Below are 26954 nucleotides of genomic sequence, written 5' to 3'. Positions count from 1 at the left end.
TTATGTCAGAAACTTGGTTAAGATCACTGAAACAAAAATTAACAGATATATATGTTCAAAAAGAAGCTCAAGAATGGGTTGATCTCAATGTATCTACTGCTGGACTTTTGAATATAACTATCGTCAGTGATAAGTTTGAAAATTTATCAACAACTCAGCGAATAGAAGCAGTTAAAAATGACATAGGACAACAGCATAAATCTTTAGGTTTTATATCTTTATATACTATTCAGGAGGCAGCCTCTCTCGATCTAAAAGCTCCACAACTTCTGGACGAAAAATCAATTCACACTTGGCAAGATTTAGCTTTGTGGTCAACTAATCCACAAAATCAATCACCGTCTTCTCCCGAACTTTGTCTTCCTAGAACCGTAACTTTTTATTCTTTTAAAGGGGGAGTAGGTAGGACAACTGCTTTAATTCATGTTGCTTGGATTTTAGCGATGCGAGGTCGTAAAGTAGTAGCTGTTGACTTGGATTTAGAAGCACCGGGGTTAAGCACAGCTTTCCCCTTAAATCCCTCACCGAAATACGGAATTGTGGACTATTTTTATGAAAAATCCTATTTACCAGAAGGTGTAAAAGCAAAGATTAATATCACTGAAATATTTGGAGAAGTTAATATTCCCGATGCAACGGGAAGACTATTTATTGTTCCTGCGGGTTATTTGAGTCTTGATTACATTACTAAAGTTGATGATCTGCGAGCAACAACAATTCTCGATAATGGGGAAACACTCTGGTCAACTTTTAGTCGAGAGATTCAAAATCAGTTAAAACCTGATCTTATCTTAGTAGATTCGCGCACTGGAATCAATGAATGGGGAGCTTTATCTTTACTACAGGCAGCCAACGAAGCAATTATTTTTTTATTTCCTAACGAACAAAATCAAAAAGGAATCGAGCTTCTTTTGCAATCTTTGACTTCTTTTGGCCGACTTTCGCTTAATTTTGTTTTTTCACCTGTTCCCGATTTAAGTGATACAGGAATAACTAAAGTTACTCATGCTTGGCAAATTTTACAAAAGGATATTGACAAAAATATAGATATAGATGAAACTACCGATCATGATTTAGATATAGATTCAGAAGACTATTTAATCATACCTTATATTCCCTCGATCGCTCTAGCAGACCGTTATCCTGTCACTGGATTACTGGATTATTATACTCGCATTGCTAACTTAATCGATGAAGATACCAATGAAATTCGCTTGCAAAACATTCTGGCCAGTTCCAAACAACGTTGGCAAGTTATTGAAAGTCTTAATTTTATGCCATTAAATGCGGGAGATATCCGTTCAGATATTAGTCTTTTATTTCAGAAAACTGCTAACTTTGATAAATTTCTTGATCAAGCAACTTGTCTGATCAGAGGTCGTAAGGGAACAGGAAAGACAGCACTTTATTTGTTACTACTGCAGAAGGAGTCTGAGGCACGAAAATTGGCCTATAGTCGTCTAGATCATGTGACTTTATTATCTGGTCATGGGAGCTATAATAATAGTCGTCCATCCCGGGATGAATTCCAGTATATAAATCAAGAATTGCTAGAAAAAAAAGGTACCTGGGAAGCAGTTTGGCGAGCTTATTTGCTGATAAATGTGTACAGAAAATATCAAAATAGTATCTTTCCTAAAGGTAAAAAGTGGGAAAAATTTCAGGCGATTAAACTAATTTTAGAATTACCCCCGGAAAATTGGCAATCGGAACATACTGAAGCTTTAGTTCAATTAGCAACGGATCGAAATTTGACTCTCCTGATTAAAGATGCTTTAGATCTAGTTAATGAGAAACAATTAAAAGAGCAGCAGACTCTCTGGTTTCTTTATGATGATTTAGATGAAGATTTCCCAGAGAGAGAAGATATTCGTCAACAAGCTCTCACCGGTTTATTTCAGTTTGTTCAAGCTTGTGATGCTCGGACACTAACAGCAATTCGTTTTAAAATATTTCTGAGAGAAGATATCTGGAAACGTCTTAACTTTGATAATAAAAGTCACTTCAATGGACGAGATTTACTTCTACAATGGACGAGAATAGATTTCTTGAGATTAGCTCTCCGTCAAGCTTTTCTCTCGCCAAAATTTAAAGAGTTAGTCGCTCGTTTTGCTCCCGTGGAAAGTATCGATCAAGCAACGGAAGAAGCTCTAAATCGTGCCTTAGAATTACTTTGGGGCAGTCGCCGACGAAGTGGCAATAAAGCTAAATACGTTTATCGATGGGTTTATGAGCGTTTAACAGATTCTAGTGGTACTACTTTTCCTCGCAGTTTAAGCGCTCTATTACAAGGAGCAAAAGCACAAGAATTAACCTACAAAGGACAGTCATCAATTCAGTCACCAACTGATCGCTTATTGCGAGCAAAATCTCTAGAAATTGGTTTAGAAAAAGCTTCTGAAGAACGCTGTGAGGCTATTAGACAAGAATATCCTGACCTAGAGAATTTTTTCCGAGCTTTAGAAGGAATTTCTGCTTTACCTTCTAGGGAAGAACTCCGTCAAGTGTGGGAACGTACCGCACGGTCAATAATACCTGATTTCGATAGATTTGCCGAGCTTTTAAGCGAAATTGGTCTTGCTCAATGGCGCGAAAAAGAAAAAAGATATGGATTCGCAGATATTTATGTGTATGGATTTAAGATGATTCGTACAGGTACAAAGTGAGTCATCGATCGACTTTTCTCAAACGATCGCTTAGTCAAAATTAAACCCCCTAACCAGCGAAAATTAACTACAAGCGATCAAAAAACTGGGAGAATATTCAATTGGTTTCTGACTCAACTCTTGATGTCCACAAAATTCTTTGACCTTGTCACAAGTAAAGGTTTTTCTTTTTTCGACGGGAATCTCTTGGAAAAGTTTTTCGGTCACTCGATTGATTTCACTTGCGGTTTTATACCAATTTTCAGTAGATAGCATCTGAGGGAACCTTGATTCCTTCTTAATTCTCGCTTTGGTCGTGCTTTGATGACATCCCAGCTGCCATTTGCCGTTGAGATAAATTTCCCTCTTGACCAAGTTGGTAGAGCAAGTTTCTTTGTTCTATGTTAAGATGTTGATGGCTTCGTTTTTGTGTCTGATCTGTTGTTGTATTGATCAGACAGTACCTGATGAGCCTTTTTCTGTCAACTCTTAAGGAGTCGTGCGTTTCATTTTTGAATTGGCAATATTAGGACGGATAAAAATTATGGTTAATTATCTCAGTCAAGAAGAGAAATTACTAGCAGCCGAAGAAGAAAAGTATCTAGAGGAAGAAGATGATGTGGATTTTCCTCCTGTAGATATTATTGCTTACAATGAGCAGCGTTCCTGCTCTGATCTAGTTAGAATGTATCAAAAAAAACAATTGGTTATCGATCCAGATTTTCAAAGAGATGTGGTGTGGACTGATCCACAACAAACTCGTTTTATTGATAGTTTAATGAAACAGTTACCGATTCCTAGTATGTGTATTAGTCTTGACTATAAGACAGATAAACGCTATATCATCGATGGATTACAACGAATTAGTACCATCGTCAAATTTTTAACTACTGAAGATTGGAAGCTATCAAAATTACCCGATGTAGATTCGTCTATTTCTGGAAAAACAGTTGAGGAAATAAAAACTCAGCATGAAGAATTATATGAACGCGTAGAAAATATGACTATTCCCATCACCATGATTCGCTATGACTCCAGCAAAAAAGCTCATAATAATTATATTTTTACCATTTTCCATCGCTTAAATACCGGTGGAGTAAAACTCAATAATCAGGAGATCAGAAATTGTATCTATAATGGCGAGTTTAATACTTTTTTAAAAGAATGCGCTCAATATGAAAACTGGCTTTTGCTGATGGATCGAAAGCAGAAAAAAGCATCTCGATTTGAAGATATGGATCGAAAGCAGAAAAAAGCATCTCGATTTGAAGATGAAGAATTAGTGCTTCGTTTCTTTGCTTTTTATGATGAATACCAGAACTACAAGGGGAAATTGACCAGATTTTTAAATGATTATATGTATAAACATAGATTTGCTCATGAAGATTTTATTCAAGATAAAGATGAATTATTTAAGCAAACCGTTGACTTGATTTATGATAGAATCTTAAAAGAGGAACCTCTCAAAACCAGTAAAGTTATTGCTGAGGGAATTCTGTTAGGAGTTGCCAAGAATTTAGATACTTTAGTCAATCTCTCCAATGATGAATTACAAGACAAGTATTCTAGATTAATAAAATCTGAACCATTTTTGACTAAAAATTTAGCTAGTGGTATTTATCAAAAAGATAAGGCTTTAGAGAGAATTAATACATCTATCAAAATTTTTTCATCTACTGGTAATGATTACTAAAAGTTATTTACTCAAGACGTTAAACAGGCTTGATAAACTCTATAATGACTCTACAAGTGATGATCAAAAGATTTTTTATTCTAAACTAGCTCTTATAGAATTATGTGGCTGGATCGAGGAAACTATGGATGATATAGTTTTAAGATGTGCTAAACGATGCTTAAAGTCCCCAGCTAACCAAAAATTCATCAAAGACGAGATTATTAAGCCTAACTCTAACTTTCAATATGAAGCTTTTAGAAAAATGTTGATTATGGTTATTGGTTTAGCAACATTAGAAAAAATCGAAAAAAAGTTAGAAAAAACTGGTAAAATTAGTGCTTTAAAAGGTGATCTCGGTAATCTAAAGAAAAGTCGCAATCGAGCGGCTCATACTCATACTAAAGGTACTTTGAGAACCTATGACGCTCCTTCTAAAACTCAACATGATTTTGATAGAATATATGCTTTGTTAACAGAGTTAGATGCAGAATTGCAGCGTCATAAGTGTTGACTTATTTCTCGTACAATCGCTTTTAGCGCACCTTCGACAAAGACAATCAGTCAAAATTAAATCCCCTAACCGGCGAAAATTAACTACAAGCGATCGAAAAACTGGGAAAATATTCAATTGATTCAATGTCATCTTTTTTAACTATCCTGCCCATGAATAATCAGGTCATCCGTACTGATAAAGCTCCGGCCCCTGTGGGTCCCTATAATCAAGCGATCGCCGCTCCTGGTCCTTTTCTCTTTGTTGCGGGACAAATTCCCCTAGATCCCGTCACGGGTGAAATCGTCTCCGGGGAAATTAGCACCCAAACCGAACAAGTTATGGCCAATCTAGAGGGCATTTTAACCGCTGCTGGGGCTAATTGGTCAAATGTGGTGAAAACTACCGTCTTTCTCTCGGATTTAGCCAATTTCGGGGCGATGAATCAAGTTTATGCCCGTTATTTCCCCCCAGAAACTGCCCCGGCCCGGGCCTGTGTGGAGGTGGCCCGTCTTCCCAAAGATGTGCTAGTGGAAATAGAATGTATTGCCGCTTTAGCCTAAAAATTAGGGTGGGCATTGCCCACCCTAACCTAATCTCTCTCTAGACCACCAAAGCTTCTAGAATCGTCTTATTGTAGATAATTCGCCCTACAGTAGTACGCACATACTGAGAAATTATCTCACCATCCTTCTCGCGGGTTTTGCGCTCCCGATAATATTTCCAGATGCTGCCATCGGGGAGAGTTTCCGTTTCCAGGACTTCCTCATCGGGTTTATTGGTTTTCACCTTTTCTCCGACCGGTAAACGCAACCACACAGAAGCGTGCAGATCCACCAATCCCTGATCGAAAGAGCGAATAGCGTCATCCATGCTGGCGAAATAACGACCTCCACCCTTTTGAGCCTTGGGATTTTCGGCCGTGAGATAATAACAACCCAAAACCATATCCTGAGAAGGGGCAACAATCGGGCGACCGGTCGCCGGTGAGAGAATATTATGACAGGCCAACATCAACAAGCGCGCTTCCGATTGTGCTTCCAGGGAGAGGGGAATATGTACGGCCATTTGGTCCCCGTCAAAGTCGGCGTTAAAAGCGGGACAGACGAGGGGATGTAACTGAATCGCCCTGCCCTCCACCAGTATCGGTTCAAACGCTTGAATGCCCAAACGGTGCAGGGTAGGGGCGCGGTTTAACATCACCGGGTGTCCCGTGATTACTTCATCCAAGACGTGCCAAACATTAGCATCCCCCCGTTGGATCATTTTCTTGGCTGCCTTGATATTATTGACGATGCCTAATTTAATTAAACGATGGATAACGAAGGGTTGGAACAATTCGATCGCCATTTCCCGGGGTAAACCGCATTGATAGATCTTCAACTTCGGGCCGACAACGATAACCGAACGTCCGGAATAGTCAACCCGTTTACCGAGGAGATTTTGACGGAAACGCCCCTGTTTACCCTCGATAATATCCGATAAAGACTTCAGGGCGCGATTATTGGCCCCCACCACCGTGCGACCGCGACGACCGTTATCAATTAAAGCATCGACGGCCTCCTGTAACATCCGTTTTTCGTTGCGGACGATAATTTCGGGGGCGAGAATTTCTTGCAGACGGGATAAACGGTTATTGCGGTTAATCACCCGACGGTAGAGATCGTTCAGGTCAGAGGTGGCAAAACGGCCGCCGTCCAACTGCACCATCGGGCGTAAATCGGGGGGAATCACGGGAATTACGCTTAAAACCATCCATTCTGCCTGAGAACCCGTGGCGATAAAGTTATCGATTACCCGGAGACGTTTAATTAATTTTGCTCGTTTTTGCCCTTTACTTTCGACAATTTCCGTCCGCAGTCTTTCCGCTTCTTCTTCCAGGTTAATTTCCTGTAATAGTCTTTGGATAGCCTCGGCCCCGATACCCACTTCAATGCCGACTAATTCCGAGTCCTCCGCGTAGATTTCCTCTTCGATCTCTAACCATTGATCTTCGCTGAGGAGTTGTTTATAACTAAGATTGCCCGCGTTACCCGGATCGAGAACCACATAGGCATTAAAATAGACGATTTGCTCCACGTCCCGCAGGGGCATATCAAGCAGGATACTGAGATAACTGGGAATACCTTTGAGATACCAAACGTGGGTGACGGGGGCGGCTAATTTGATAAAACCCATGCGATGACGACGTACCCGGGACTCGGTGACTTCCACCCCGCAACGTTCACAGACAATTCCCCGGTGACGGACGCGTTTGTATTTACCGCACCAACATTCCCAGTCCTTGGAGGGGCCAAAAATTTTCTCGCAGAATAACCCATCCATTTCCGGTTTAAGAGTCCGATAGTTGATCGTTTCTGGTTTGGTTACTTCTCCGACGACTTGACCGTTAGGCAGGTTTCTTTCTCCCCATTGCCGAATTCTTTCGGGGGACGCTAAACCGATTTTGACGTAATCAAATCTTTGATCTGTTGGAGTCTTCATTCTGAATTTTTTACTATGGGTAATGATTCTGGGATAAGCGATCGCTCGCGCGTTCTCGATGCCCCGATGACAACTATTAGGCAGAAACGACAGTTAACTCAGTCACTTTTTCTTCGGGTCAAACTGGCCCGACCGAGTCCGGGACATTACATTATACAATTTTTCTAGTTCGATCGACCATTAAGTGATATTTTCCCAGATGGTGATGCTGCCGTCGGCCGCGGCCGCTGCTAGGTGACAATAATCGGGGCTGAGAACTAAACTGGAGATCGGCGATGATCGCTCATTGGTGGCGCTGAGAGTTGCGATCGCCTGTTGAGAATTGGCTAACCAGATTTTAATCTCTCCGTCGGTTCCCCCGGTAAATAACCATTGACCCTCCTCTGCGAATACCAAGCTTGTCACCTGACCATTATGGGCATTAATCACCCGAATTGGCGCAAAATGACCGCTTTTCTCGGGGTCGTATTGCCAGATTTTCACTGTCCCATCCACACAACCGGCGGCAATAATCTGACCATCGGCAGCGATCGCAAGACTCTCTACCGAAGAAACGTTACCTGATAAGACGGCGATTTTTTCTCCCGATCCCAATTGCCAGAGGGTGACAGTGCCATCACCCCCAGCTGCGGCGATAAAATCTTGATTAGGAGCCACCGCTAGGGCATAAATTGCCCCCAGACTGTCATAGGAGCTAAATTCTTCGGTTTCCTGCTCTAAATTCCACTGTTTTAGGGTTTGATCGTAACTACCACTAACCAAAAAATGCCACCGAGGGGCAAAATCTAGGCCGTGAATCGAACCGAGATGACCGAGGAAAATTTGATTTAATTCCAGACTACTGGCATCGCTGGCTAAAGTCCATAATTTAACGGTTTGATCGAATCCTCCCGTCGCTAGATGATAATCGCCGTTTCCGGTGACTGCTAGGGCTAAAATGCCCTGATCATGAGCTTCCACCGTAGTAATCAGGGTTCCTCTCGCAAAATCCCAGATTTTTAGGGTACGATCCCAACTAACGCTAATTAAAAACCGTTGATCCTCGGTAATTGCGATCGCTGTAATCATTTCCCGATGGGCGGTCAGACGGCGATAATAATGCCAATGGGGGATAGGGACGGGGGGGGAAGCGGGAGTTAAATTAAGGGCGGGTAGGGTGATTTGTGGCTCATTTTCCGCTTTTGTGGCGGTAATATCCGCCGATTCTTCGTTAATCGGCACAATCTCTCTGTGTAAGCGACCGTAGGATTTTTCCAGATGTTCGATGCGTTCGAGCAGCCCGTTACGGTTGATATATTGAATAATTTGATTGTAGGACTGTTCGAGGACGAGAATATTCTCCTCTAATTCTGCGATCTCGCGTAGCGAGCGCGTTGCGACCGCACGTTCGTTATCCCTGGCCACCGCGGGATCGAGGGACTGTATTTGGGCCGATAAAGCTTCTTTTTCTTCTTCCCACTGACTCTGTAAATGACCGGTCATCTCAGTTAAGCGTTGACGTTGCAGGGTTCTTTCTCGGAGACGATTGAGAATATTTAACGCGAAAGTTACGACTAGGAGGAACAAAGGCAAAAACCCCGCACCCATGGCCATAAGGGTAAGCAGGGTTAATCCTAGGGCGATATATTCCGCTAATTCTAGCCAATGGGGGCGATGGTCGGTCATTTTGCAGTTACCAGTAAAGGGATTTTGTTGATCTCCTGATTTCAGACTCATGGTAACTCTAATTGCCGCCTTGGGATTGACTAAAATTAATTTTTAAGCAGGAGTTAAGACTTTTTCCTTAGTTTCTATCGGTGCGGTCAAAGCGGATTCTAAATCGGCCTTCCCTAGTCTTGCTTCCAAAATTTTCAGCACTTCTCGTCCAAAATCATCGGGATTTTGTCGCCATGCTTGCAGACAAACTTCGCCAAAGAATGACCCCAAAGGTTCGGGATTCCAGAGCAGTTTTTTGGCTGTCCAGGGCATTAAACTCATGGGATCATAGTCGGGTTTAAGAATTTCTTTTTTGAGGGCGTATTCTTCTAGATGGGTGTGGGGTTGTAGTCCGATAAAAAAGATGGCTGGTTCCACTTTATCGACTCCAAAAATATTTTCTAATTCCCGATGATAGGCGATAGTTTGACGAATAGTTTCTAGGGTTTCATCAATAACATTAAAGGAATAATTTACCGAAACCAGATCATTAAAACCCGCCGCTTTTAAGTCTCGACAATTTTGCAGAACTGTCCGTAAATTATAGCCCATCCGCATTTTGCGGACTAATTCCTGAGAACCACTGGTGATACCAATTTCAAAGTAGTTCATGCCTGTTTTTACCATTAAATCGCACAGTTTCGGGGTGAGATTATCGGCACGAATATAGGCAGCCCAATGGATATCTTTCATCCCAGCAGCGAGAATTTTTTCTAATAGTTCTTCTACATCGTTGATAAATTTTCTGGCGGGGATAAATTGGGCATCGGTAAACCAGAAATTGCGAATGCCGCGGTCGTATAATTGGCGTATTTCCTTAACTACTTCATCGGCGGGATTAATGCGTACTTGTTTCCCTTCGACGACGGTATAGATGCAGTAGCAGCAGTTATGGGGACAGCCGCGCTTGGTTTGTACCCCGATATAAAAGTCGTTTTCTTGGAAATAGTAGGAAAATTCCGGCCAAATACCGGCGATATAGTCGTAGTTACAAGCGGATTTTTCTAAGGGGGTGGGGGATTCGTGGATTAAACGCGGCCGGGGTGTGGTTTCTCCGACCACATAACAACGTTCATCGCTAAAGTCCCGACCGGAGAGGAATTTTTCTAGCAGGGTTTCCCCTTCTCCAACTGATACAATTGTTCCTGTGGGCAGTTTGGTTTTTAGTTGTTCGTAGAAAACACTGACGGCACCACCCCCGACGATAACTCGCGCTTCGGGATGGTATTTTCTGGCCCGCTGCAACCCGCGGCGAATTAGTCCCTGATTGCGCCATAATTCCCCGTAGTAGGCGGTTGTCACCTTCAAACCGCCTAAAGCACCTCGCAGCTTGATTAGGGGGTTTTTAGCGTAGTAAAATTCAAAGGCGTTTTGCAGGGGATTGCCACCGCGACCACCGACGGGGGCATATATTTGAATATCCCGCCAGGAGAATACTAGCAGGGTGGGACGAAATTCGTCAACACAGCGATCGAGTGCCTGGTTAAAGTCTAAGGGGGGGACGGTGCCAAGGTCAAAAATCCTTTGTTCGATGTCGGGGAATAGTTTATGAACGTGGTCGGAAAGGTAAACGACACCGATGGGGAAAATGGGGTTACAGGGGAGTCTAACGTAGAGGATGCGTTGCGCTTGCGGTTGAGTCATGGGATTTCTGAATGGGACGAGGACGCATTCTGAGTAATCTTAATATAACTTAACTTTGTCCGGCTTGTCTGGCAGTTATCAGTTATCAGTTATCAGTTATCAGATGTGAGTTTTCAGTTCACTGATTACTGTTTACTGATCACTGAAAAGCTTTCTGTGCGTTACTCAAGGGGTTTAGTATTACTTCGGATTTTATCGCTCAATCCAAGCTTTTGGGGGGTTCTACCCCCCAAACCCCCCGTTGGGGGCGTGGCGCCGCCCCCAAACCCCCCGCGCATTAGTTTTTCGGTGGGATGCTTACACGCAGCCGCTGACGCATCTGTAATAATTTGAGAGTCACTCCCCTTGCAGGAGTGTCTCTGCTGATATGTAGCCTATACTGAACGGATGACCGTATGATTGACTAATTTGCGTTATTTCAGCTTCTATTTTCAAGTCAGGAGATAGGAGATAGGAGACTTTTTTATTTATTCTCCCCACACCCCACACCCCACACCCTACACCCTACACCCTACACCCCACACCCCACACCCCACTTGCATCTTAGGTTAAACTTTAATTCCTAGTACCTGTGTATGGGTTCCCCGCGCTTGGGTGACACCGATGGTTCTTTCCGATGCTTCAATCATCGGCCGACGCAAACTAACGACAATAAATTGCGCTTGTTGTGCTTGTTTTTGAATCATTTTGGCCAATTTCTCTACATTGGCCCCATCTAAAAACATATCCACTTCATCAAACGCATAAAAGGGAGAAGGACGATATCTTTGTAGGGAAAAAATAAAGCTTAAAGCGGTTAAAGATTTTTCACCTCCAGACATGGAACTTAATCGCTGTACTGGTTTTCCTTTGGGATGTGCCACCAGATTTAAGCCACCATTAAAGGGGTCATTTTCGTCTTCTAGTTGTAAGTAACCATCACCATCGGACAGGGTGGCAAATATATTCTTAAAGTTTTCGTTAACGGCAGTAAATGCTTCCTGAAAAGCATTAAATCTGAGGGTGGTAAAGTTTTCTATCCGTAAAAGTAGTTCGGTTCTTTCTCCTTCTAGAGTTTGCAGTTTTTCTGATAGTTCATCTAATCTCTCTTTAGTTTTTTGGTGTTCTTCTAAAGCTAACATATTCACAGGTTCTAAAGCTGCTAATTTCTTTTGTAACTGCCGAATATCGCTTTGAATTTTCTCGAAATCTCGTTCGCTTTCAGGAATTTCGGGCAAGGGATTGGGTAAGTCGCTTTCTAGTTGACTAATTTCTGTCTGTAAAGTGGTTAGTAATGCTTGTCTTTCCTCTTGATTGTTGACTAACTTTTCCGATTGCCAGATAGCCTGTTGTTGTTGGTTTTGTTGTTGTCGCAAAACTGTCTCTAATTGGTCTCTTTTTTGCTTGGTTTCCCCTAGTTGTCGGGATAATTGCTGTAAAGCTTGATTGATTTCTAAAATATGGTGATCAAGTTTTTCTATCTCCAGATTACCGATATTTCTCTGATTAACTGCATCGGTAATTATTTTCTCAATCTCAATAATTCTATCCGCAGACTCTTGACTTTTTTCCTCTAGTCTGATCTGTTGACTTTGTAAATCTTTTAACTGTTCGCGGACTGTAGCGAGGTGATTTTCTTGGGTTTGTAACTCTAATTCTTGACTGCGAATTATTCCCTGTACCTGTTGCCATTCGCTATGGGTATGATTGGCCTCTAAAGCAGTTAATTTCTCCTGTTCTTGCTGTAAAGATAACTCTAACTCAGGAATTTCTCTAGTTAATACCTCTAACCGTTGACTAGAAATACTAATTTCCTCTTGCTGTCCCGATAATTGACGGGTTAAATCCTCTTTTTCTGTGGTTAAACGTTGTAAATCCTTGCTTAATTGTTGTAGAGATAATTGATTTTCCCGATGACTTTGACGGGTTTCGGTTAACTGTTGGGTTAACTGACTGATAAGATGATTAACTTGGGTGATTTTTTCCTCGTTGCGGGTAAGAATGCGATCGATTTCTGCTAATCTTTCCCGTAGAGATTCCGCTTCACTAGACTCCTTAGGAGAAATTTTACCAAAACGCAGCCCCGATCGCGTCGGTTGGCTGCCTCCGGTCATAGCGCCAGTCATCTCTAATAACTCGCCATCCAAAGTAACGATGCGATATTGATTGATATAATAACGGGCAGAATCTATATCCTCGAAAACCACGGTACTGCCAAAAATATAGTTAAAAACCTCACGATACTGGGATTGAAACTTAACTAAATTCACCGCTAAATCCAGATAACCCCGCGCGTGACGCAGAGAGGAAATATCCTGGGGACGGGGAGGACGAATTTTATTCAGGGGTAAAAAAGTGGCCCTACCGATGCGACGCTGTTTTAGCAAGGCAATTCCGGCAGCCGCAACGCTATCGTCTTGGACGACTACATGACCTAAACGACCTCCGGCGGCGATTTCAAGAGCAATTTGATAACGTTCCTCTACTTCGCCTAATTGTGCCACTAATCCGCAGATTCCGGGCAAATCTGACTGTAATAATATTTGAGTGGCATAGGTTCCCTGGGCCTCCTGTTGCGCTTGCTTGGTCGCTTCCAGTTTATCTAATTCCCTCTGTTTGTCCCGTTGTTCTTTTAGCAGACGTTTTTGGGTGTCCTGACTGATAACGCGATTTTGTTCGGCAATGGTGAGTTTTTGGGCTAAATTTTGGATATCTGGTTCCGATTGATTAATTTTTTGTAATATTTCTTGACTTTCTTCTGTTTTTGTGCTAATAACTTGCTCTAATTCTTGCAGACGTTGACCAGCTTCTACTATATTAGTTTGCAATCGATCGCATCTTTCGGTCAATTGGGCCCGTTGGCTACGGTAGGGGTTTAATTGTTCCTGAAGACGGGTAATATTGCGGGAAAGGTCACTTTGTTCTTTTACCCAAGCTTCTGACGCTTCCGCGAGACTACTTGCTTGCAGACGATGGTTTTCTAGGGTTTCCCTTGCGGTTTGGGTTGTCCGTAGGAGATTGGGTAAAATTTCAGTTTCTAAACGGCTTTTTTGGGCAGTAATCTGGTTTAATTCGCGATTATAGCGATTAATTTCCTCTAAAAGTCTGGTTTTCTGTGCCTGAGATTCTTTTTCGAGGTTTTCTAACTCTTTTTGTCGTTGTTGCTGTTGTTGTCGTTTGGCCTGTTGACTCGCTAATCGGGAAGTTAGGGACAGGTGTTCATCTTCCCCAAAAGCTTTGACCTGTTGATTGAGTTTCTCTAATTCTTGACTATTTTGGGCGATTTGTTCGGATAAATTGGCGATAGTCTCGGTTAAAACCTGTTTTTCCCTTTCCCCAGCTTGAATTTGTCCTTGTACTTGCTGGCAGCGCTGCTGGAGATTTTGCCAATGGAGGACAATTTCCCATTGTTGTTTTTCTTGGACTTGGGCCTTGAGTTTTTGGTATTTTTCAGCTTTAATGCGATCGAGTGCTAATTTCTCCAGAGATTTTTGCAATTCTGTGGCAATTATTTGGCAGCGTTCTTCCCTTTCTTTAACCGAATCGATATTCTCCTTAGTTTTCTCAATTTTGCGGTCAAATTCGGCTACTCCTGCCAATTCGTCGATAATTTCCCGTCTTTCCTTAGCATTCATGCTGATAATTCGGGTTACGTCCCCCTGTAACACCACGTTGTACCCTTCGGGATAGATGCGTAAACGGTTTAACTGGTCGTGAAGTTCGCTAACCGTACAGGTTTCCCCATTGATATAGTAGGTAGAAGTATAGCTGCCACCCTTAGCCACTTTTAAGCGTCGGGAAACCGTCCAATCCCTGTCGGTTGCCTCGGGAATATCGGTAACATCAAAAGTCACCGAAACACTCGCTTCCGCACTATGACGTTGACTGTTATAGCTGTGATTGACTAAATCCGGTAATCTTTCGGCCCGCATTCCCTTGGAAGTAGCTAATCCCAAGCAAAATAGCAATGCGTCGAGGATATTCGACTTTCCCGAACCATTTGGACCAGAAACCACCGTAAACCCCGGTAAAAAGGGGATGGGAGTCGTTCCCCCGAAGGATTTGAAGTGTGAGAGTTCGACCTTTTTGATGTAAACCATGGCGATAAGCAAAAAGTAGGCAAGCTATCAGCTGTCAGCTTTAATCTATAAGGGATAACTTCGGTTTATCCTTGAAAATATCCTCAGACTTGACCGGAGATGACAACACCCTTATAGAAAAATATAGCTGATAGCCCCCTTAGATAGCTTGAATCCATTCTTTGACTTGGTATTCTGTCCAGATACCATTTTGCCAATAGGGATCCGCTTCGATTAATTCTCGCACTTCTGACTCGCTGACTGCCTGATAAATTGCGAAAACTTGGCTTAAATCTGCCGTTGGTCCGATAGTAATGAGAATTCCCCGTTCTTTCTGTTGATTTAATCCCTCTAGATGCGCTTGACGATAGGGAGCGCGTTTTTCCAGCACATTTTCACAATAACTACCCCAGACAACAAATTTCGGCATATTTGACCTGTACTCTCTTGATCTGTTGCTATTTTACGATCGAATCGTCAATCAGACTAAATCGGTATAGAAAAGTGGGGGGGTACACAGAATCTACATTTTACTATAGCGGTGAGTCCCGATTGAAACGCTGAAACGCCTATCTATCGATGGATTTACTATACCTCATTAGACTGAAAAACGCTATATATAGATTAGCTAATCCAGATAGGTTTTCTATTGTATTTAAGTAGGTGGGTGGAATTAAATATAAGATGAAAGTAGGTTGGGTTGAAGCATGAAACCCAACGCCTAACCATTACCATTTGTCCTCCAAGATTAAGTTAGTATAACAAATACAGTCACTCACTCAAAGTTAATCCGTTCTCGTTCGACAACTAAAGGCCTTTTTAAAATTCTCATGTGCATTAACCCAATATATTCGCCAATAATACCGATGAAAAATAGTTGCACAGAAGCGAGTAAAAATAGTCCGATCATGATTGGTGCGGTTCCTAAAGGAAAATAATCCCAGAACAATAATTTGGCGATTAAATAACCTAACGCCACTACCAGACTCAAGAGGGACAAAGTAAAGCCTAACATGGTGGCCAGTCTGAGGGGTACTTGGGAGTGACTGGTAATACCCAACATCGCATCGCTATAGTATCGATAGAAGTTGTAACTACTTATACCCCGTTTTCGCCGTTGTTGTTGATACTCAAAAGAGAAACTTTCAAAACCCAACTCTTCAATGAGTCCCCTAAAATAGGGATAGGGATCGTTAATCTCCCGTAGAACATCAATAACCTTGCGATCATATAACCCGAAACCTGTAAAATTTCTAGTAATTTTTATATCTGAAAGATTGTCCATTAAAGAATAAAAAATTTGTCTAGCAAAATAGAAAAAAGCTCCTTCTTTCATCGGAGCTTTAACCGCTTTAACAACTTTGTAGCCTTCTTCCCACTTCTTGACAAATTCTAGGATTAATCCCGGAGGATCTTGCAGATCTGCTACAATAGGAATAACCGCGTCTCCGTAACACTGAAGAATACCATGGTAACTGGAACGAACTGGACCGAAATTTCTAGCATTAACGATAACTTTTATCCTGGGGTCTTTTTGAGCAATTTTTTTTAATTCATCTACAGTTTTATCTTGGGAAGCGTTATCGATAAAAATATGTTCATACTCATAGTTAGGTAACTGATTAAAGACTTCTTTAACCCGCAGGTAAAGGTCTTCAATATTTCCTTCTTCATTATAACAAGGGGTCATTACAGTAATTTTTTTCATTGTGAGCCTTCTCTAAAAACAAATAGTTTCATTAAAATAAAAGAGATAACGGCCATCGGTAACAGTAAGATAGCACCAGCGATTAACATTTTAGTTTTTTGCTCGATGCCAATATCAATAGCATCAACAATTCTCAGCACCTCGACATTCAACAAGAAAGTCACCACATAAACTAAGACAAAACGAAAAATCAATTTGTTGTTTTTGCTACCAAAAACCAGTCTTCCCGTGGTTTGAAAGTTAAATAAGACTCCCAGAATGGTAGCCAGCAAAGCAGCTAACTTGTAATCCAGCCCAATAAGAATGAGAGTGGCAAAGGAAAAATAACCAAACAGGGTATTTATTGCACCAACCAGCAAGAAACGGACAAATCTGTGTTTCTTGACAATGGCGACAAATTTATTCTTTTTAAGAAGATACATTTTACGATTTATCTCCAATAGACAGTTGCGATTTTTTATATGTTATGACAACCTTGATTTTATTTACAGGTAAATCCTCCATCAATAATTATACTTTGTCCGGTGAGGTAGGTATTGTCTTGCGAACACAGAAAAACAACTAATTTGGCGATTTCATCAGGTTGGGCTAGGCGCTGGAGGGGAATGGAAGAAGCAATTCCCGCCAACTGCTCAGGTGAGTTGTTAGCAAAAGTTAGCTCCGTCCCCACATAACCTAGACAGACTGCATTAACTAGAATACCATAGGTGGCGAATTCTAGAGCAGCACTGCGGGTTAGGGCGTTCAGTCCGGCTTTGGTGACAGAATAGACTGAAAATAGAACTGATGTTAAAAATTCTACCCCAGCCTGCGGTTTTCATGGCTGGAGAAACCCCTTTGATTAATTGCATGGGGGCGATAATCTCAGTCCCTTGATTCTCTAGAAATGAAGCTATAGCTACTCCAATTCTGCGAGAAGCTCCTGTAATTAGAGCTTTATGGTTTGTTAAATTTGTCATAAAATAAATTCTCATAGTGAGTCATCCTTTGTAAGCATCTTTTCGATGCCTACAACTCAGAATGATGACAACCGAGCCTTGATCATCAATTTCATAACGCACTCGATAATCACCTACCCTAGGACGATATTCATTGGCATAGCCTTTCAACTTTTTAACTCCCGAAGGACGGGGTTCGTCAGTCAGTAGAAGGATTTTTTCGTTCAGGCGAGTTTGCACATCATCTGGAAAGCTTTTCAACTGCTTCTGCACAGGTTTAGGGATGATGACTTCGTAATTCATGAAGCTTGTTCAGATTGATTAGTGATATATTCTTGAATAGTTTGATAGTCGCCTATCTGATAAGCCTTTCGTGCTTCCTCTACTTCAGCTAACACCTCTGGATCATTTTCCATGGACTCTTCTTCTGATTCAAAAATCTGATCTTCTATAATTTCCATAAGTTTTCGTTTCACTCCTAAATCAAGGGTGGCAATTGCCTCGATTAAAGACTCTAAGGAGACTTGCATTCTAACCATTACCATGCTGTTTGTTCTCCAGTTTTTACTTTTTTTGAGCGTTTAGGGGCGATAATCTGAATTACCTGACTCTCTAGTGCTGAGGCTATAGCTGCTCCAATGCCGCGAGAACCTCCTGTAATCAGTGCTTGATAATTTGTGGTATTTGTCATGGATTAACTCAACCCAAAAACCAGTCTTCCCGTGGTTTGAAAGTTAAATAAAACTCCCAGAATGGTACCAATTAAAACAGCATATTTATAATTTAGACCGATGAGGATTAGTACAGCAAAGAGGGAATATCCAAAAATGGTATTCAGCACACCCACCAACAAAAATCTGACAAACCTGTGTTTTTTGAGAAGTTTAACAAATCTATTATTCTTAATGAGGTACATTTGATAAATTTCTATCCTCCGCTATTTTAGATTGATTTATTTAGCTATCATGTAAAGGGGCAAGAATCCAGAATAATTGTTTAGTTTTACTTACAGGTAAATCTTCCATCAATCATCAGATTTTGTAGGGTGAGATTAAGCACTATTTTCCGATTCACAGGTGGGAAAGAAAGCTCGTAGCTTTACATTTTTCTATCATTCATAAAGTAAAAATAGTTGATTAGTACATTTCAGCGTATCTCGGATTTGTTGAACAATTTCATTTTGGAAAACACGGGACGAAATCAGAATAGGTTCCTGTTTATTTCCTAGTTCAGCCGGTGATATAATAGGAATATCAAATAGCTTTTTACCTTGATATCGATGATTAGAGTCAACAAAAGCCGAGATTTTTGCCTGCGGCAATCGACTTGTTTCCATCAATCTCAATGTATGAGTACCTGTTCCCCAAACAATAATAGGCTGTCCTCGCTCAACTATCTCATTAATAATTTGGTGAATACGATCTTCGATTTTCTGACATTGATTAATATACTTAAATAGATCAATTTCTGTGACTACATCTCTAACCAGAGAAAGAAAATCAGTATCTATACTTTTTATTTTCTTATAAATACCTATAGCAGATGTAGATTGTGTATTAGAACTTTGAGGATAAGTTTTTTGTACTGAAAACACCTCAAAAAAACCAAAAGATTTCATTAAATTAGATAGAGAAACTGGTGAAAAGTAGTTAATGTGTTCCATACTAAATTGTTGAAATGGAGCGTCAGTATAGCGTGAAAACCTACTAGCATCGGGAACATCTATGAAAACCAGTCCATCAACAGATAGCATACTAGCCAGTTTGGACAATGTCCTATTCAAATCTCGAATATGTTCGAGGACACCGCTTAATATAATACAATCAAAAGTATCCTGGTAAGTTTCTAGATCCCAAAGGTTACCCGTTTGCACAAAAATTCCATACAATTTTGCCGCTACTTCAGAACATACAGGCGAAGGATCTAAACCCTTGACATTTTCATACCCACTTTCTTTAAACAAAGATAAAAGACGACCAGTAGCACAACCTACATCGAGTATTGATGCTTTTTTTGAGGGAAGATGTGGTTTAATTGTGTTTACATAAATCTCAAAACGCATCAGATCGAATTCTGATTCTTTTCCCCCACTATCTTGGTATTCATACTTTGACATATTCTGATAGTAGGTGTCAAATACCGATTGTTCAGGAACGTTATCAGCAAATGCGAAGCCACAATCTTGACATACCATAACATCATACCCTGTCAACAAACTACCATCAGACAAAGTTGAAAATTTTTGCCGAAAAAGCAACTTTTTATCATTACTATTACAGACCGGACATTGACGGTTAGATTCTTGGAGCATAGATACCTTACTGAAACTCTGGGTTTAAACGACTAACAGGAACAGCGTAACAATTCAAATCCCAGCATTCCTCTCCATGAGATCTTAAGAAGAGACGATATTGACTGCTGAGAGACTGTATGAGCAAGGGAATCTTCCATAAGTGATCTTGGCAATGATAAAGGCAAATTGTCAAAACTGGCAAGGAGTTTTGAATCACTTTTTGAGTGCCTAATAAAGCATCTAATTCTGCTCCTTCAATATCCATCTTAATAAACGTTGGCGCAGTATTGTCAAGTAATTCATCTAAGGGAACACCAGCTATCTCTAACATACCAGTATCAGTGATAACTGACGATACAGTACCTGTAGCAGCAAAGCGAATTTTTTTTCTTTGCGAAGTAGCGGCCAAAGGGAATACAGTTATCCTATCTTGTAGAGAAGTGGGTAATGTAGCAATGTATTTTTGTAATTCTTCAAAATTCTTGGGATCGGGTTCCAGTGCGATAATTTTACCTGAAAATGAGTTTTGATATTTTAAAAAACATCTAATGGTATCTCCATCATAAGCACCACAGTCCACAAAAATATCCGTAGAAGACACCGTAAAAATGTCTTGAGGAAAATATTGCTCCTGAGAAACTGGAGACGATAAACCATCAAAATCTAGCAGTATTCGCCAGCGAAGCTGATCTACATATTCGCGGCAAGATTGTTGATCTGCCCAAATAGAAAAAGCTTTTTTGATATCTTCAGCTTGTTGATAGACCTTGTGAGGTAAGTCTAAGCAGTAATGAGGTAAAAAGATTTCTGGATATTTCCAAAATAAAAAAGCACAGGAAACCACTTTTAAGCAGTTCAATCGTTGTAGTTGCTCTTGTGTATGTCTGAGTCTATGGGTACTACAAGCTCCCCAAATTGTGACGACAAAAACAGCTTTATTACCAAATTTTTGAGCCGCATCTTCAGGAGATAATACAGTTAGACCGTCAATAGACTGATTCCATAGCTTCGAGTTATTATCAGAAAATGCTAAGGGTTCGATGCCTATTTCTCGTAATCCTTTTAATGCTTTTCTTCCTAATTGCCCAGAGCCAAATAAAACAATCGATTTTTCAAAAGGAGCAGCTAATTCATCAAATGCCTCTCTTTCCCGTTTGATAACTGAATCGAGGTCTTCGCTCAACAATAACTCGAGTTCTTCGGATAGAGATCGTTCAGTGCTAAAATTCGATGCCTGTTTCATTAGTTTATGAATCCTGCTATTTAATTTTTTAGTTGTGTTCGGAAAAAATTTAGTCAGTTCTCTTAAGATTATTCCTTTAATGGTGAAACTATCATATTAGCTAAGAACTCCTCTCGATCCAAAAACGGCCACATATCTTCTAGAGGTTTAGAAACCATAGTGCCGTCTGCTCGCTGCATTGAAGTAACCCTTGGTGCGGTAAACTGGTTCGGTGATACGATCACCTCACAAACAACCGCCCCGTCTAACTCTAACACATCTCGCACTTGCTGTCTAATGTTGGAGTGATTGACAATTTTAGCCGTAGCAATGCCAAAAGCTTCAGCCACTTTTAACGGATCGGGAAGTGTCAATCCACTGCTCGGATCGCTGGCCACTAAACGCCTTTGAAAATAATTATTCTGAGTGTTTCTGATGGAAGCATAACCGTTATTATTCAGCACAAAAAACTTGATCGGTAGATTCAACCGTTTCACAGTTTCAAGTTCCTGAATATTCATCACAAATCCTCCATCCCCATCAATGCAAACGGTGCGCTTGCCGCCACTCGCCACACATCCTCCGATCGCCGCAGCAATACCAAAACCCATCGATCCTAGTCCTTCCGTGTTGAAGATCCGCATTCCCGACTTAACTCTAAAGGCTTGCATGGTAACTTCGCTACAGGCTCCCGAACTACCAGGAACTAACAGATCCTCCTCAGACATCTCCTCTGATAGTACATCAATTAGGACATAATTGTTAACCCCATCTGGCTCATGCCAATATTCTTCTATGACTACAGGATATTTAGCTTGCCAACCTTTACAGCGATTCAGCCAGCTACTGCGATCTTGAAGGATAATTTTGTCACTTTGTTGCAGAAATTCTCGCATAAAGTCTCCTGCATCAGCACAGACAGGCACATCAATGGGCATTTTCATTTTGCCAATTTCGCTAGGATCGATATCAACGATAATCTTTTTAGCACCACGAGCAAAATTTTCATGTGCATAAGCTGTCTGCCCAAAATCCAGACGTGCGCCCAGGCTCAGAAACCAGTCTGAGTTTTGCTGGGTAAAATTGGCACCTCGTTGACCAATCGCTCCCGGCCGCCCGGTATAAAGCCAGTGAGATTCGGGGAGGAAATCAATTGCTTTCCAGGTTGTCAGCACGGGAATCTGGAGCAGTTCGCCTAGCTTGAAAAATTCCTCAATTGCCCCAGCCAGTCTAACCCCATTCCCAACCAGAATTGCGGGTCTTTCAGATTGATTGAATAGCCTAATCGTCTCGCTCACCTGTTGTTGTAGTAATCTGCGATCAACTGGCTTTTCAACTTCCTGCTCATCAAAGCCAACTAAGTCAGTTTCCTCTATTTGGGCGGCTTGAACATCCAAGGGAATATCAATCCAAACTGGTCCTGGTCTGCCATTTTTAGCTAAGTAAACCGCTTTTTCTAGGTGATAGCGGATGGTTTGGGGATCGGTCACAATTGCTGCATACTTAGTAATGGATTTTACCATTTCTACTATATCTATCTCCTGAAACCCCATTTGGCGCACGCCTCGATCGCCCTTAATGTCAGCCCGCTTCACTTGACCAGATAAAAACAGGCAGGGGGTAGAATCTAGCCAAGCACCAGCTACTCCAGTGAGCGTATTCGTGCCTCCTGGACCTGTGGTCACTAAAGCGACACCGAGATTATTGGTATATTGTCCATAGGCTTCAACTGCGATCGCACAAGCTTGCTCGTGTAAATTACAGATATAGTCTAAATCGGGGCAAGTACCTAAGGAATCTACTAAGTGCATACAGCCGCCACCAGGCAGTAAAAAGATATGCTTTACTCCCAAATTGGCAACAAATTTCATGACGTAATCTGATAATTTAATCACGCTGATTCGGCTCCTTGCGTTAAACTTACCAATAATTCTAAGCTCTCTGCTATGGTTAGCTTGCTGTTATTCCAAGGCTGGGGCATGAGTATGGATTGTATTCCCACTGACTTAGCGGCTTCAAAATTAGCTAGGTTATCATCCATGAGAATATCCGCCTTATTCCACCAAGATAGAAACTCCCCTTTGGTATTGTCATATTGGGGGGTACATTCTCCTTCTCGCTTGGAGGGAACAAAGCTGAAACAACGAATCCACTGACCAAAGTGGCGCATCACCCAAGCGGCTGAAATAGGTGCGGCAACCATTGGCGTTGCTGTCAGGGCCATGTGTCTAAAACTGCCACCAAATTTGTCAAACCATTCGAGAGTTTCGCCCACAGGTTTTAACTGTTGGAAACCACCGGACAGACGAAACTTGTCCAGAGAGGATAAATACTCACCCAGATTAACTCCTAAAAGTCGATGGGGGGGATTTTCCACGAGATCCTCGTACCGCAGCAAGCATTCAGGATGTAATGTTAACCAGCACTCCTCAAACCATGACTTCATCAGAGTATTAAGGACATCATCAACATCCCAGACAATTGTTGGCATCACTTTTGACATTTTGTTGGCATCCTTGGATAACAGCACATCTTTAGCTAATCCACCCAGTAAGTTAACAAAGTTTTGCGATTGGTATTGTTAATAATAGCTGGATCGGTGTAATAGGAATCATCTCGGAAGTGAGTTGAGGATATCTCTTCAATTACGGCTCCTTTCTGACTTGTAAAGCTATGTTTGATTCCCCTTTCGACAGTGATAATGTCTCCCGGTTTACCTTCTTTTTCGACTCCATCAAGGGTTATCTGGACATCGCCATACAGAACGATAAATGTCTCCTCTTTTTGTTTATGATACTGTTCTGGATGTACTTGTTCTGGGAGGATTACAATCAACTTTTTGCAATATTCTCGATTGAGATAATTGATAATTGTTGCCCCAAATTCATCAAATTTATCGATACCATAGTGATGAGAGATTTCAAAGTCTAGCTGGTGGGGTACTACTACTTTGCTCTCTTTTAAGATAAGCTTGATTTTTTCCATAACACCGTAAACTTTTTCTCGGATCTCTGCTCGATTTATGTTCTCAAAAAGTATCGGTTGGTTGGCATTTATTTCCGCAGCCGCATGGAAAATAGTGTATTTTGACAGATCGTTAGCTGTTACTTGGTCGGGGATAGTAGGTATAGCTAAAAATATGTCAGATATGTCTATTTTTTCACCTTTATGTATCTTCCGTTTTGCGAAAACACCTCGGCGTAAAGACAGTAGGCTCGCTTTTTCTTGCTCCGTAAACTCTAATCTCTGATCGATTACTCCACACATTTCAAAAGCTTCTAAAGCTGACTCTAACCATTTCTCAACCTGTTCTGGAGTCGCAGAGTAGTCGTTTAATTTAATTGATTCTGTGGGTACCCCAACGTGCTTTTCAAAAATAGTTGCTCCTTTGGCTATAGCCAGCTTAACTGGCTCAAAATTTCCAGGGTTTTCGTGAGTTGAAAATCCTATTGTTATCTTTGGATACCGTAACTTCAACAAGTCTATTTGATTTAATTGAAGGTTACTATTCGCTGTCGGATATTCAGCTACACAGTGCATCAAAGAAAGTTGCTTACCCCGGTGTTCAAAGAAGCTCACTACCTTATCTATATCCTCTAGTGAGACTCCGGCAGTCGAAGCAATAATAGGCTTATTGGACTTAGCAATTCTTTCCAGTAAAGGCCAATCTGTGAACGAACAGCTGGCAATTTTTATAATATCAAAATCATGCTCTTCAACCAGAGTAACCGATTTTTCATCAAAAGGAGTACAAAGGGAAATGAAATCCAGAGCTTTCATTTCATCTTTTAATCTTTTAAACTGTTCTGCATCGAGGCGTGTATCTAGAAATCGCTTGACATATTTTAAATCATGTCTATCTTTGAAGTCTGGATGAATAAATGTATCTAAATGCCGATATTGTAGTTTAAAACCAAAATCAAAATTGTCTCTAAATTTTTGAATGACGTGATGAATTTTTTTGATAATGGTTAGCCCATGTTCAACATCACCAGAGTGATTGTTTGCCAGTTCAAAAACAAACATTGGCTTAGAGTTAAATCGGTTGTTCATCTTGGTACCTCTGATTTTATCTCGTTTATACACAATCCCTGAATTTCCCTGCATTGGGGAGCATCTCATTTATGCAAGTGAGTAATTATACTTATCCCTAAAACTGGTTTCTAGCAAGGCTTTCAAAATAGCTTGACATAAAAACCTGATTTAGGGGTTACAAAGGTGAGATGCTCCCCTGCATTGTACACGATCCTTGAATTTTTGTCAATAACTTTTCTTTTTTCTCGTTACTCTTCCAATCTCCTATTATTTAAGGTTTTCCATAAGTTTCAACTCCTTCTTAACTTCTAAAATTTTGATGAATTATAACTAGCCGTTCGGATAATTGAGTCTCTCAAGGGAATCAAGGGTTTAAGTTGTAACTCAGAAAACGCTCGTTTTACTGAGGGTACATAACGTTCAACAGGTTTACCCGGGATAGGTTCTTTAGCTATAACTACCTCAACTTTTGATGCAAATGTACTAGCAACAACTTCCGCTAGTTCAGCGATAGTCAAATCCTCATCCGAACCGACATTGTAAGGGTAGCATGATTTTCCCTTAAACAAAATTGTCCACAGCCAAATCGCCAAATCTGCCGCGTAGAGGTAAGAACGATAAGGAGTACCATCCCCCTGGATGAGAATCGGCCCCCCTATCATACCATCTCGAATGAAATTACCAATAGCAAAATGGACATCCAGTGGCAAATAGGGACCGACAAAGGCAAAGCAGCGAGCAATTTTCGTTTCTAATCCCTGTTGTTTAGCATAGAGGGTACAGAGCATTTCTGCTGCCCGTTTTCCTTCTGCATAAGCATAACCCGGATTAGTTAAATCAGGAGAGCCTAAATAGTCTTCAGAAACATGGGTTATCTCAGGGGGTTGTTTGCCATAAACGGCACCGGAACTGGTTAATAAGAACTTTTTAGCCTGACAAAATTTAGCAAATTCTAAAGTATGCCTTGTTCCCTCAATAATCGTATCAAACATTAGTAAGGGATCTTCTTGATTAAGCTTGGCACTCGCTTCAGTGGCACCATGAATAATATAAGAAAACTCACCTTCAGGAAACTGAAATGACCTAACATCACCGCTATGGAATTGAATAGCGGGATGATTGGCTAAATGAGGAGCTTTTCGCCTAAAACTATCAGGATTTCTGGTTAAAACCACTGCCGATGCTTTTAAGTCTAGCTGATCATTGACCCAGATAAAACTTTCTAATAACCAACAGCCAAAAAAGCCTGTACCTCCGGTAATAAATATCCGCTGTCCCCGCAGTTCTTCCCACAGGTCTTTAGTGTGGGCTAGAATGTGATTTAAGTCATCTGTTAGGTTAGGTTGCATCTTTAGCCAATCCATTTCATAGAAAAAGACAAATCCACACAAAAATCAAAAGCAATAGATTTTTACATTCACTTTATCCAATGGGATAAGAAAAGGGTAACTCAAAAAAGAGATAACAAACAAGTCCATTATATTGTCTAATCGTAAAAAACATCCAAAAAAATAAAAATGTTCCCAAAAATGCCAACAATGCAAATTTACCTACTCTAACATCTTCTCCGTTAATCCTAGAAATACCCCAATCCAGAAGATACATTCTATGATTTTATCAGCATTTGACAAGTATGCTACAAGGTTTCTGGTTCAACGCCTAATTCTCTTAATTTTTTAGCTAATTTTTGTCGTAACATTTGCTCCTGTTTGAGTTGATATTCAGTTTGTGCGACTCGTTCACTCCCCCATAATAACAGATTGCCCGACAGATCCCACCAACGTAACCAATAGGCTTTCACTTCAGCTTTTTTTCCCTGCCAGACTCCCAAAAATAAGTTAATCTCTGCTATCCAATAACGATTGTTTTCATCAGGTTTTTGTTGTTCATACCTTCCTTGATTTAATCGATAAACATCTAATTCTCCTATTTTTGGTTGAAATATTCCATAGACAGGTACTTGTAAGATTTGCTCGTAAAAATACCATTTTCCATAGGGATAGTGAGGGTTGATGGAATATTCACCCCCTTCGGTTTCCGAGATAAACTCTAGGACGATGGTAGGAA

23 protein-coding genes and 1 pseudogene are annotated in these 26954 nt (G+C 40.9%); 4 read left to right on the top strand and 20 right to left on the bottom strand.

The annotated features are described in order from the left end of the window. Positions 1 to 2 precede the first annotated feature (2 nt). Positions 3 to 2666, top strand: coding sequence for a ParA family protein (locus H6F92_RS07670; RefSeq protein ID WP_190357406.1), 2664 nt, complete (start codon positions 3 to 5; stop codon positions 2664 to 2666). A 105-nt stretch (positions 2667 to 2771) separates the two neighbouring features. Here H6F92_RS07670 and H6F92_RS07665 read toward each other — a convergent pair. Next, positions 2772 to 3099, bottom strand: a pseudogene (locus H6F92_RS07665) (hypothetical protein); the annotation flags it as partial. A gap of 90 nt (positions 3100 to 3189) precedes the next feature. Between H6F92_RS07665 and H6F92_RS07660 the strand changes: the two are divergent. The 3 genes from H6F92_RS07660 to H6F92_RS07650 all read left to right on the top strand — a co-directional run bounded on the left by H6F92_RS07660 (position 3190) and on the right by H6F92_RS07650 (position 5373). Continuing rightward, on the top strand, positions 3190 to 4338 hold the full coding sequence (locus H6F92_RS07660) for a DUF262 domain-containing protein (RefSeq protein ID WP_190357405.1): 1149 nt from the start codon (positions 3190 to 3192) through the stop codon (positions 4336 to 4338). Beyond that, positions 4328 to 4831, top strand: coding sequence for a HEPN domain-containing protein (locus H6F92_RS07655; RefSeq protein ID WP_190357404.1), 504 nt, complete (start codon positions 4328 to 4330; stop codon positions 4829 to 4831). The genes H6F92_RS07660 and H6F92_RS07655 overlap by 11 nt, the downstream gene beginning before the upstream one ends. Positions 4832 to 4956: 125 nt before the next feature. Next, positions 4957 to 5373 carry a RidA family protein gene (locus H6F92_RS07650; RefSeq protein WP_079205988.1) on the top strand — a complete coding sequence of 139 codons (417 nt, stop codon included), beginning with the start codon at positions 4957 to 4959 and terminating at the stop codon, positions 5371 to 5373. Between the two features lie 40 nt (positions 5374 to 5413). Here H6F92_RS07650 and H6F92_RS07645 read toward each other — a convergent pair whose 3' ends face one another. The 19 genes from H6F92_RS07645 to H6F92_RS07555 form a co-directional block, all read right to left on the bottom strand. After that, on the bottom strand, positions 5414 to 7294 hold the full coding sequence (locus H6F92_RS07645; RefSeq protein WP_104397720.1) for a DNA-directed RNA polymerase subunit gamma: 1881 nt from the start codon (positions 7292 to 7294) through the stop codon (positions 5414 to 5416). 180 nt (positions 7295 to 7474) lie between these two features. Further along, positions 7475 to 9010, bottom strand: a complete 1536-nt coding sequence (locus tag H6F92_RS07640; RefSeq protein WP_190357403.1) for a WD40 repeat domain-containing protein — start codon at positions 9008 to 9010, stop codon at positions 7475 to 7477. Positions 9011 to 9052: 42 nt separating this feature from the next. Then, a complete protein-coding gene (locus tag H6F92_RS07635; protein WP_190357402.1) occupies positions 9053 to 10633 on the bottom strand; it encodes a photosystem II high light acclimation radical SAM protein in 1581 nt (526 codons plus the stop codon). Positions 10634 to 11181: 548 nt separating this feature from the next. Next, positions 11182 to 14712 (bottom strand): chromosome segregation protein SMC, encoded by a 3531-nt coding sequence (smc, locus tag H6F92_RS07630; protein WP_190357401.1) that lies wholly within the window; start codon positions 14710 to 14712, stop codon positions 11182 to 11184. Positions 14713 to 14851: 139 nt separating this feature from the next. Continuing rightward, positions 14852 to 15121: a YciI family protein gene (locus tag H6F92_RS07625; protein ID WP_072925969.1), complete on the bottom strand. Its 270-nt coding sequence runs from the start codon at positions 15119 to 15121 to the stop codon at positions 14852 to 14854. A 345-nt stretch (positions 15122 to 15466) separates the two neighbouring features. After that, positions 15467 to 16399 carry a glycosyltransferase family 2 protein gene (locus tag H6F92_RS07620; protein WP_185240375.1) on the bottom strand — a complete coding sequence of 311 codons (933 nt, stop codon included), beginning with the start codon at positions 16397 to 16399 and terminating at the stop codon, positions 15467 to 15469. Then, the gene (locus H6F92_RS07615; protein ID WP_190357400.1) at positions 16396 to 16821 is read right to left on the bottom strand and encodes a GtrA family protein; all 426 of its coding nucleotides are present in this window, start codon (positions 16819 to 16821) and stop codon (positions 16396 to 16398) included. The genes H6F92_RS07620 and H6F92_RS07615 overlap by 4 nt, the downstream gene beginning before the upstream one ends. A gap of 59 nt (positions 16822 to 16880) precedes the next feature. Continuing rightward, complete coding sequence (locus H6F92_RS25820; protein ID WP_242030047.1) at positions 16881 to 17147, bottom strand: SDR family NAD(P)-dependent oxidoreductase; 267 nt, start codon at positions 17145 to 17147, stop codon at positions 16881 to 16883. A 232-nt stretch (positions 17148 to 17379) separates the two neighbouring features. After that, positions 17380 to 17640, bottom strand: a complete 261-nt coding sequence (locus H6F92_RS07605) for a type II toxin-antitoxin system RelE family toxin (RefSeq protein WP_190357399.1) — start codon at positions 17638 to 17640, stop codon at positions 17380 to 17382. Next, positions 17637 to 17876: a hypothetical protein gene (locus tag H6F92_RS07600; RefSeq protein WP_242030045.1), complete on the bottom strand. Its 240-nt coding sequence runs from the start codon at positions 17874 to 17876 to the stop codon at positions 17637 to 17639. Before H6F92_RS07600 ends, H6F92_RS07605 begins: the two co-directional genes overlap by 4 nt. After that, complete coding sequence (locus H6F92_RS07595; protein WP_190357397.1) at positions 17876 to 18028, bottom strand: hypothetical protein; 153 nt, start codon at positions 18026 to 18028, stop codon at positions 17876 to 17878. The genes H6F92_RS07600 and H6F92_RS07595 overlap by 1 nt, the downstream gene beginning before the upstream one ends. A gap of 3 nt (positions 18029 to 18031) precedes the next feature. Then, a complete protein-coding gene (locus H6F92_RS07590; protein WP_159297204.1) occupies positions 18032 to 18253 on the bottom strand; it encodes a GtrA family protein in 222 nt (73 codons plus the stop codon). A gap of 195 nt (positions 18254 to 18448) precedes the next feature. Then, a complete protein-coding gene (locus H6F92_RS07585; protein ID WP_190357396.1) occupies positions 18449 to 19648 on the bottom strand; it encodes a class I SAM-dependent methyltransferase in 1200 nt (399 codons plus the stop codon). Between the two features lie 7 nt (positions 19649 to 19655). Further along, positions 19656 to 20873 carry an FkbM family methyltransferase gene (locus H6F92_RS07580; protein ID WP_190357395.1) on the bottom strand — a complete coding sequence of 406 codons (1218 nt, stop codon included), beginning with the start codon at positions 20871 to 20873 and terminating at the stop codon, positions 19656 to 19658. A 68-nt stretch (positions 20874 to 20941) separates the two neighbouring features. Continuing rightward, a complete protein-coding gene (locus H6F92_RS26745; protein WP_190357394.1) occupies positions 20942 to 22747 on the bottom strand; it encodes a thiamine pyrophosphate-binding protein in 1806 nt (601 codons plus the stop codon). Then, the gene (locus H6F92_RS07570) at positions 22744 to 23355 is read right to left on the bottom strand and encodes an HAD family hydrolase (protein ID WP_190357393.1); all 612 of its coding nucleotides are present in this window, start codon (positions 23353 to 23355) and stop codon (positions 22744 to 22746) included. The genes H6F92_RS26745 and H6F92_RS07570 overlap by 4 nt, the downstream gene beginning before the upstream one ends. A gap of 35 nt (positions 23356 to 23390) precedes the next feature. Beyond that, positions 23391 to 24905: an N-acetylneuraminate synthase family protein gene (locus tag H6F92_RS07565; RefSeq protein ID WP_190357392.1), complete on the bottom strand. Its 1515-nt coding sequence runs from the start codon at positions 24903 to 24905 to the stop codon at positions 23391 to 23393. A gap of 290 nt (positions 24906 to 25195) precedes the next feature. Next, positions 25196 to 26236, bottom strand: a complete 1041-nt coding sequence (locus H6F92_RS07560) for an NAD-dependent epimerase/dehydratase family protein (RefSeq protein WP_190357391.1) — start codon at positions 26234 to 26236, stop codon at positions 25196 to 25198. 287 nt (positions 26237 to 26523) lie between these two features. After that, on the bottom strand, positions 26524 to 26954 hold a 431-nt coding region (locus H6F92_RS07555; RefSeq protein WP_190357390.1), incomplete at its 5' end, for a Uma2 family endonuclease.

The sequence above is a fragment of the Microcystis wesenbergii FACHB-1317 genome, from assembly GCF_014696875.1.
In the GTDB taxonomy this organism is placed as follows: Bacteria; Cyanobacteriota; Cyanobacteriia; order Cyanobacteriales; family Microcystaceae; genus Microcystis; species Microcystis wesenbergii_A.
Note: the sequence above shows the minus strand (reverse complement) of the source record. Positions and strands in the feature narration are given on the sequence as shown.

Bases quoted from the DNA above. Each gene is read 5' to 3' on its own strand.
- H6F92_RS07670 (WP_190357406.1), top strand. From the start codon at position 3: ATGTCAGAAACTTGGTTAAGATCACTGAAACAAAAATTAACAGATATA.
- H6F92_RS07635 (WP_190357402.1), bottom strand. From the start codon at position 10,633: ATGACTCAACCGCAAGCGCAACGCATCCTCTACGTTAGACTCCCCTGT.
- H6F92_RS07605 (WP_190357399.1), bottom strand. From the start codon at position 17,640: ATGAATTACGAAGTCATCATCCCTAAACCTGTGCAGAAGCAGTTGAAA.
- H6F92_RS07640 (WP_190357403.1), bottom strand. From the start codon at position 9,010: ATGAGTCTGAAATCAGGAGATCAACAAAATCCCTTTACTGGTAACTGC.
- H6F92_RS07580 (WP_190357395.1), bottom strand. From the start codon at position 20,873: ATGAAACAGGCATCGAATTTTAGCACTGAACGATCTCTATCCGAAGAA.
- H6F92_RS07560 (WP_190357391.1), bottom strand. From the start codon at position 26,236: ATGCAACCTAACCTAACAGATGACTTAAATCACATTCTAGCCCACACT.
- H6F92_RS07655 (WP_190357404.1), top strand. From the start codon at position 4,328: ATGATTACTAAAAGTTATTTACTCAAGACGTTAAACAGGCTTGATAAA.
- H6F92_RS07620 (WP_185240375.1), bottom strand. From the start codon at position 16,399: ATGAAAAAAATTACTGTAATGACCCCTTGTTATAATGAAGAAGGAAAT.
- H6F92_RS07595 (WP_190357397.1), bottom strand. From the start codon at position 18,028: ATGACAAATACCACAAATTATCAAGCACTGATTACAGGAGGTTCTCGC.
- smc (WP_190357401.1), bottom strand. From the start codon at position 14,712: ATGGTTTACATCAAAAAGGTCGAACTCTCACACTTCAAATCCTTCGGG.
- H6F92_RS07650 (WP_079205988.1), top strand. From the start codon at position 4,957: ATGTCATCTTTTTTAACTATCCTGCCCATGAATAATCAGGTCATCCGT.
- H6F92_RS07660 (WP_190357405.1), top strand. From the start codon at position 3,190: ATGGTTAATTATCTCAGTCAAGAAGAGAAATTACTAGCAGCCGAAGAA.
- H6F92_RS07585 (WP_190357396.1), bottom strand. From the start codon at position 19,648: ATGCTCCAAGAATCTAACCGTCAATGTCCGGTCTGTAATAGTAATGAT.
- H6F92_RS07565 (WP_190357392.1), bottom strand. From the start codon at position 24,905: ATGAACAACCGATTTAACTCTAAGCCAATGTTTGTTTTTGAACTGGCA.
- H6F92_RS07645 (WP_104397720.1), bottom strand. From the start codon at position 7,294: ATGAAGACTCCAACAGATCAAAGATTTGATTACGTCAAAATCGGTTTA.
- H6F92_RS07570 (WP_190357393.1), bottom strand. From the start codon at position 23,355: ATGTCAAAAGTGATGCCAACAATTGTCTGGGATGTTGATGATGTCCTT.
- H6F92_RS07625 (WP_072925969.1), bottom strand. From the start codon at position 15,121: ATGCCGAAATTTGTTGTCTGGGGTAGTTATTGTGAAAATGTGCTGGAA.
- H6F92_RS07600 (WP_242030045.1), bottom strand. From the start codon at position 17,876: ATGGTTAGAATGCAAGTCTCCTTAGAGTCTTTAATCGAGGCAATTGCC.
- H6F92_RS07590 (WP_159297204.1), bottom strand. From the start codon at position 18,253: ATGTACCTCATTAAGAATAATAGATTTGTTAAACTTCTCAAAAAACAC.
- H6F92_RS07615 (WP_190357400.1), bottom strand. From the start codon at position 16,821: ATGTATCTTCTTAAAAAGAATAAATTTGTCGCCATTGTCAAGAAACAC.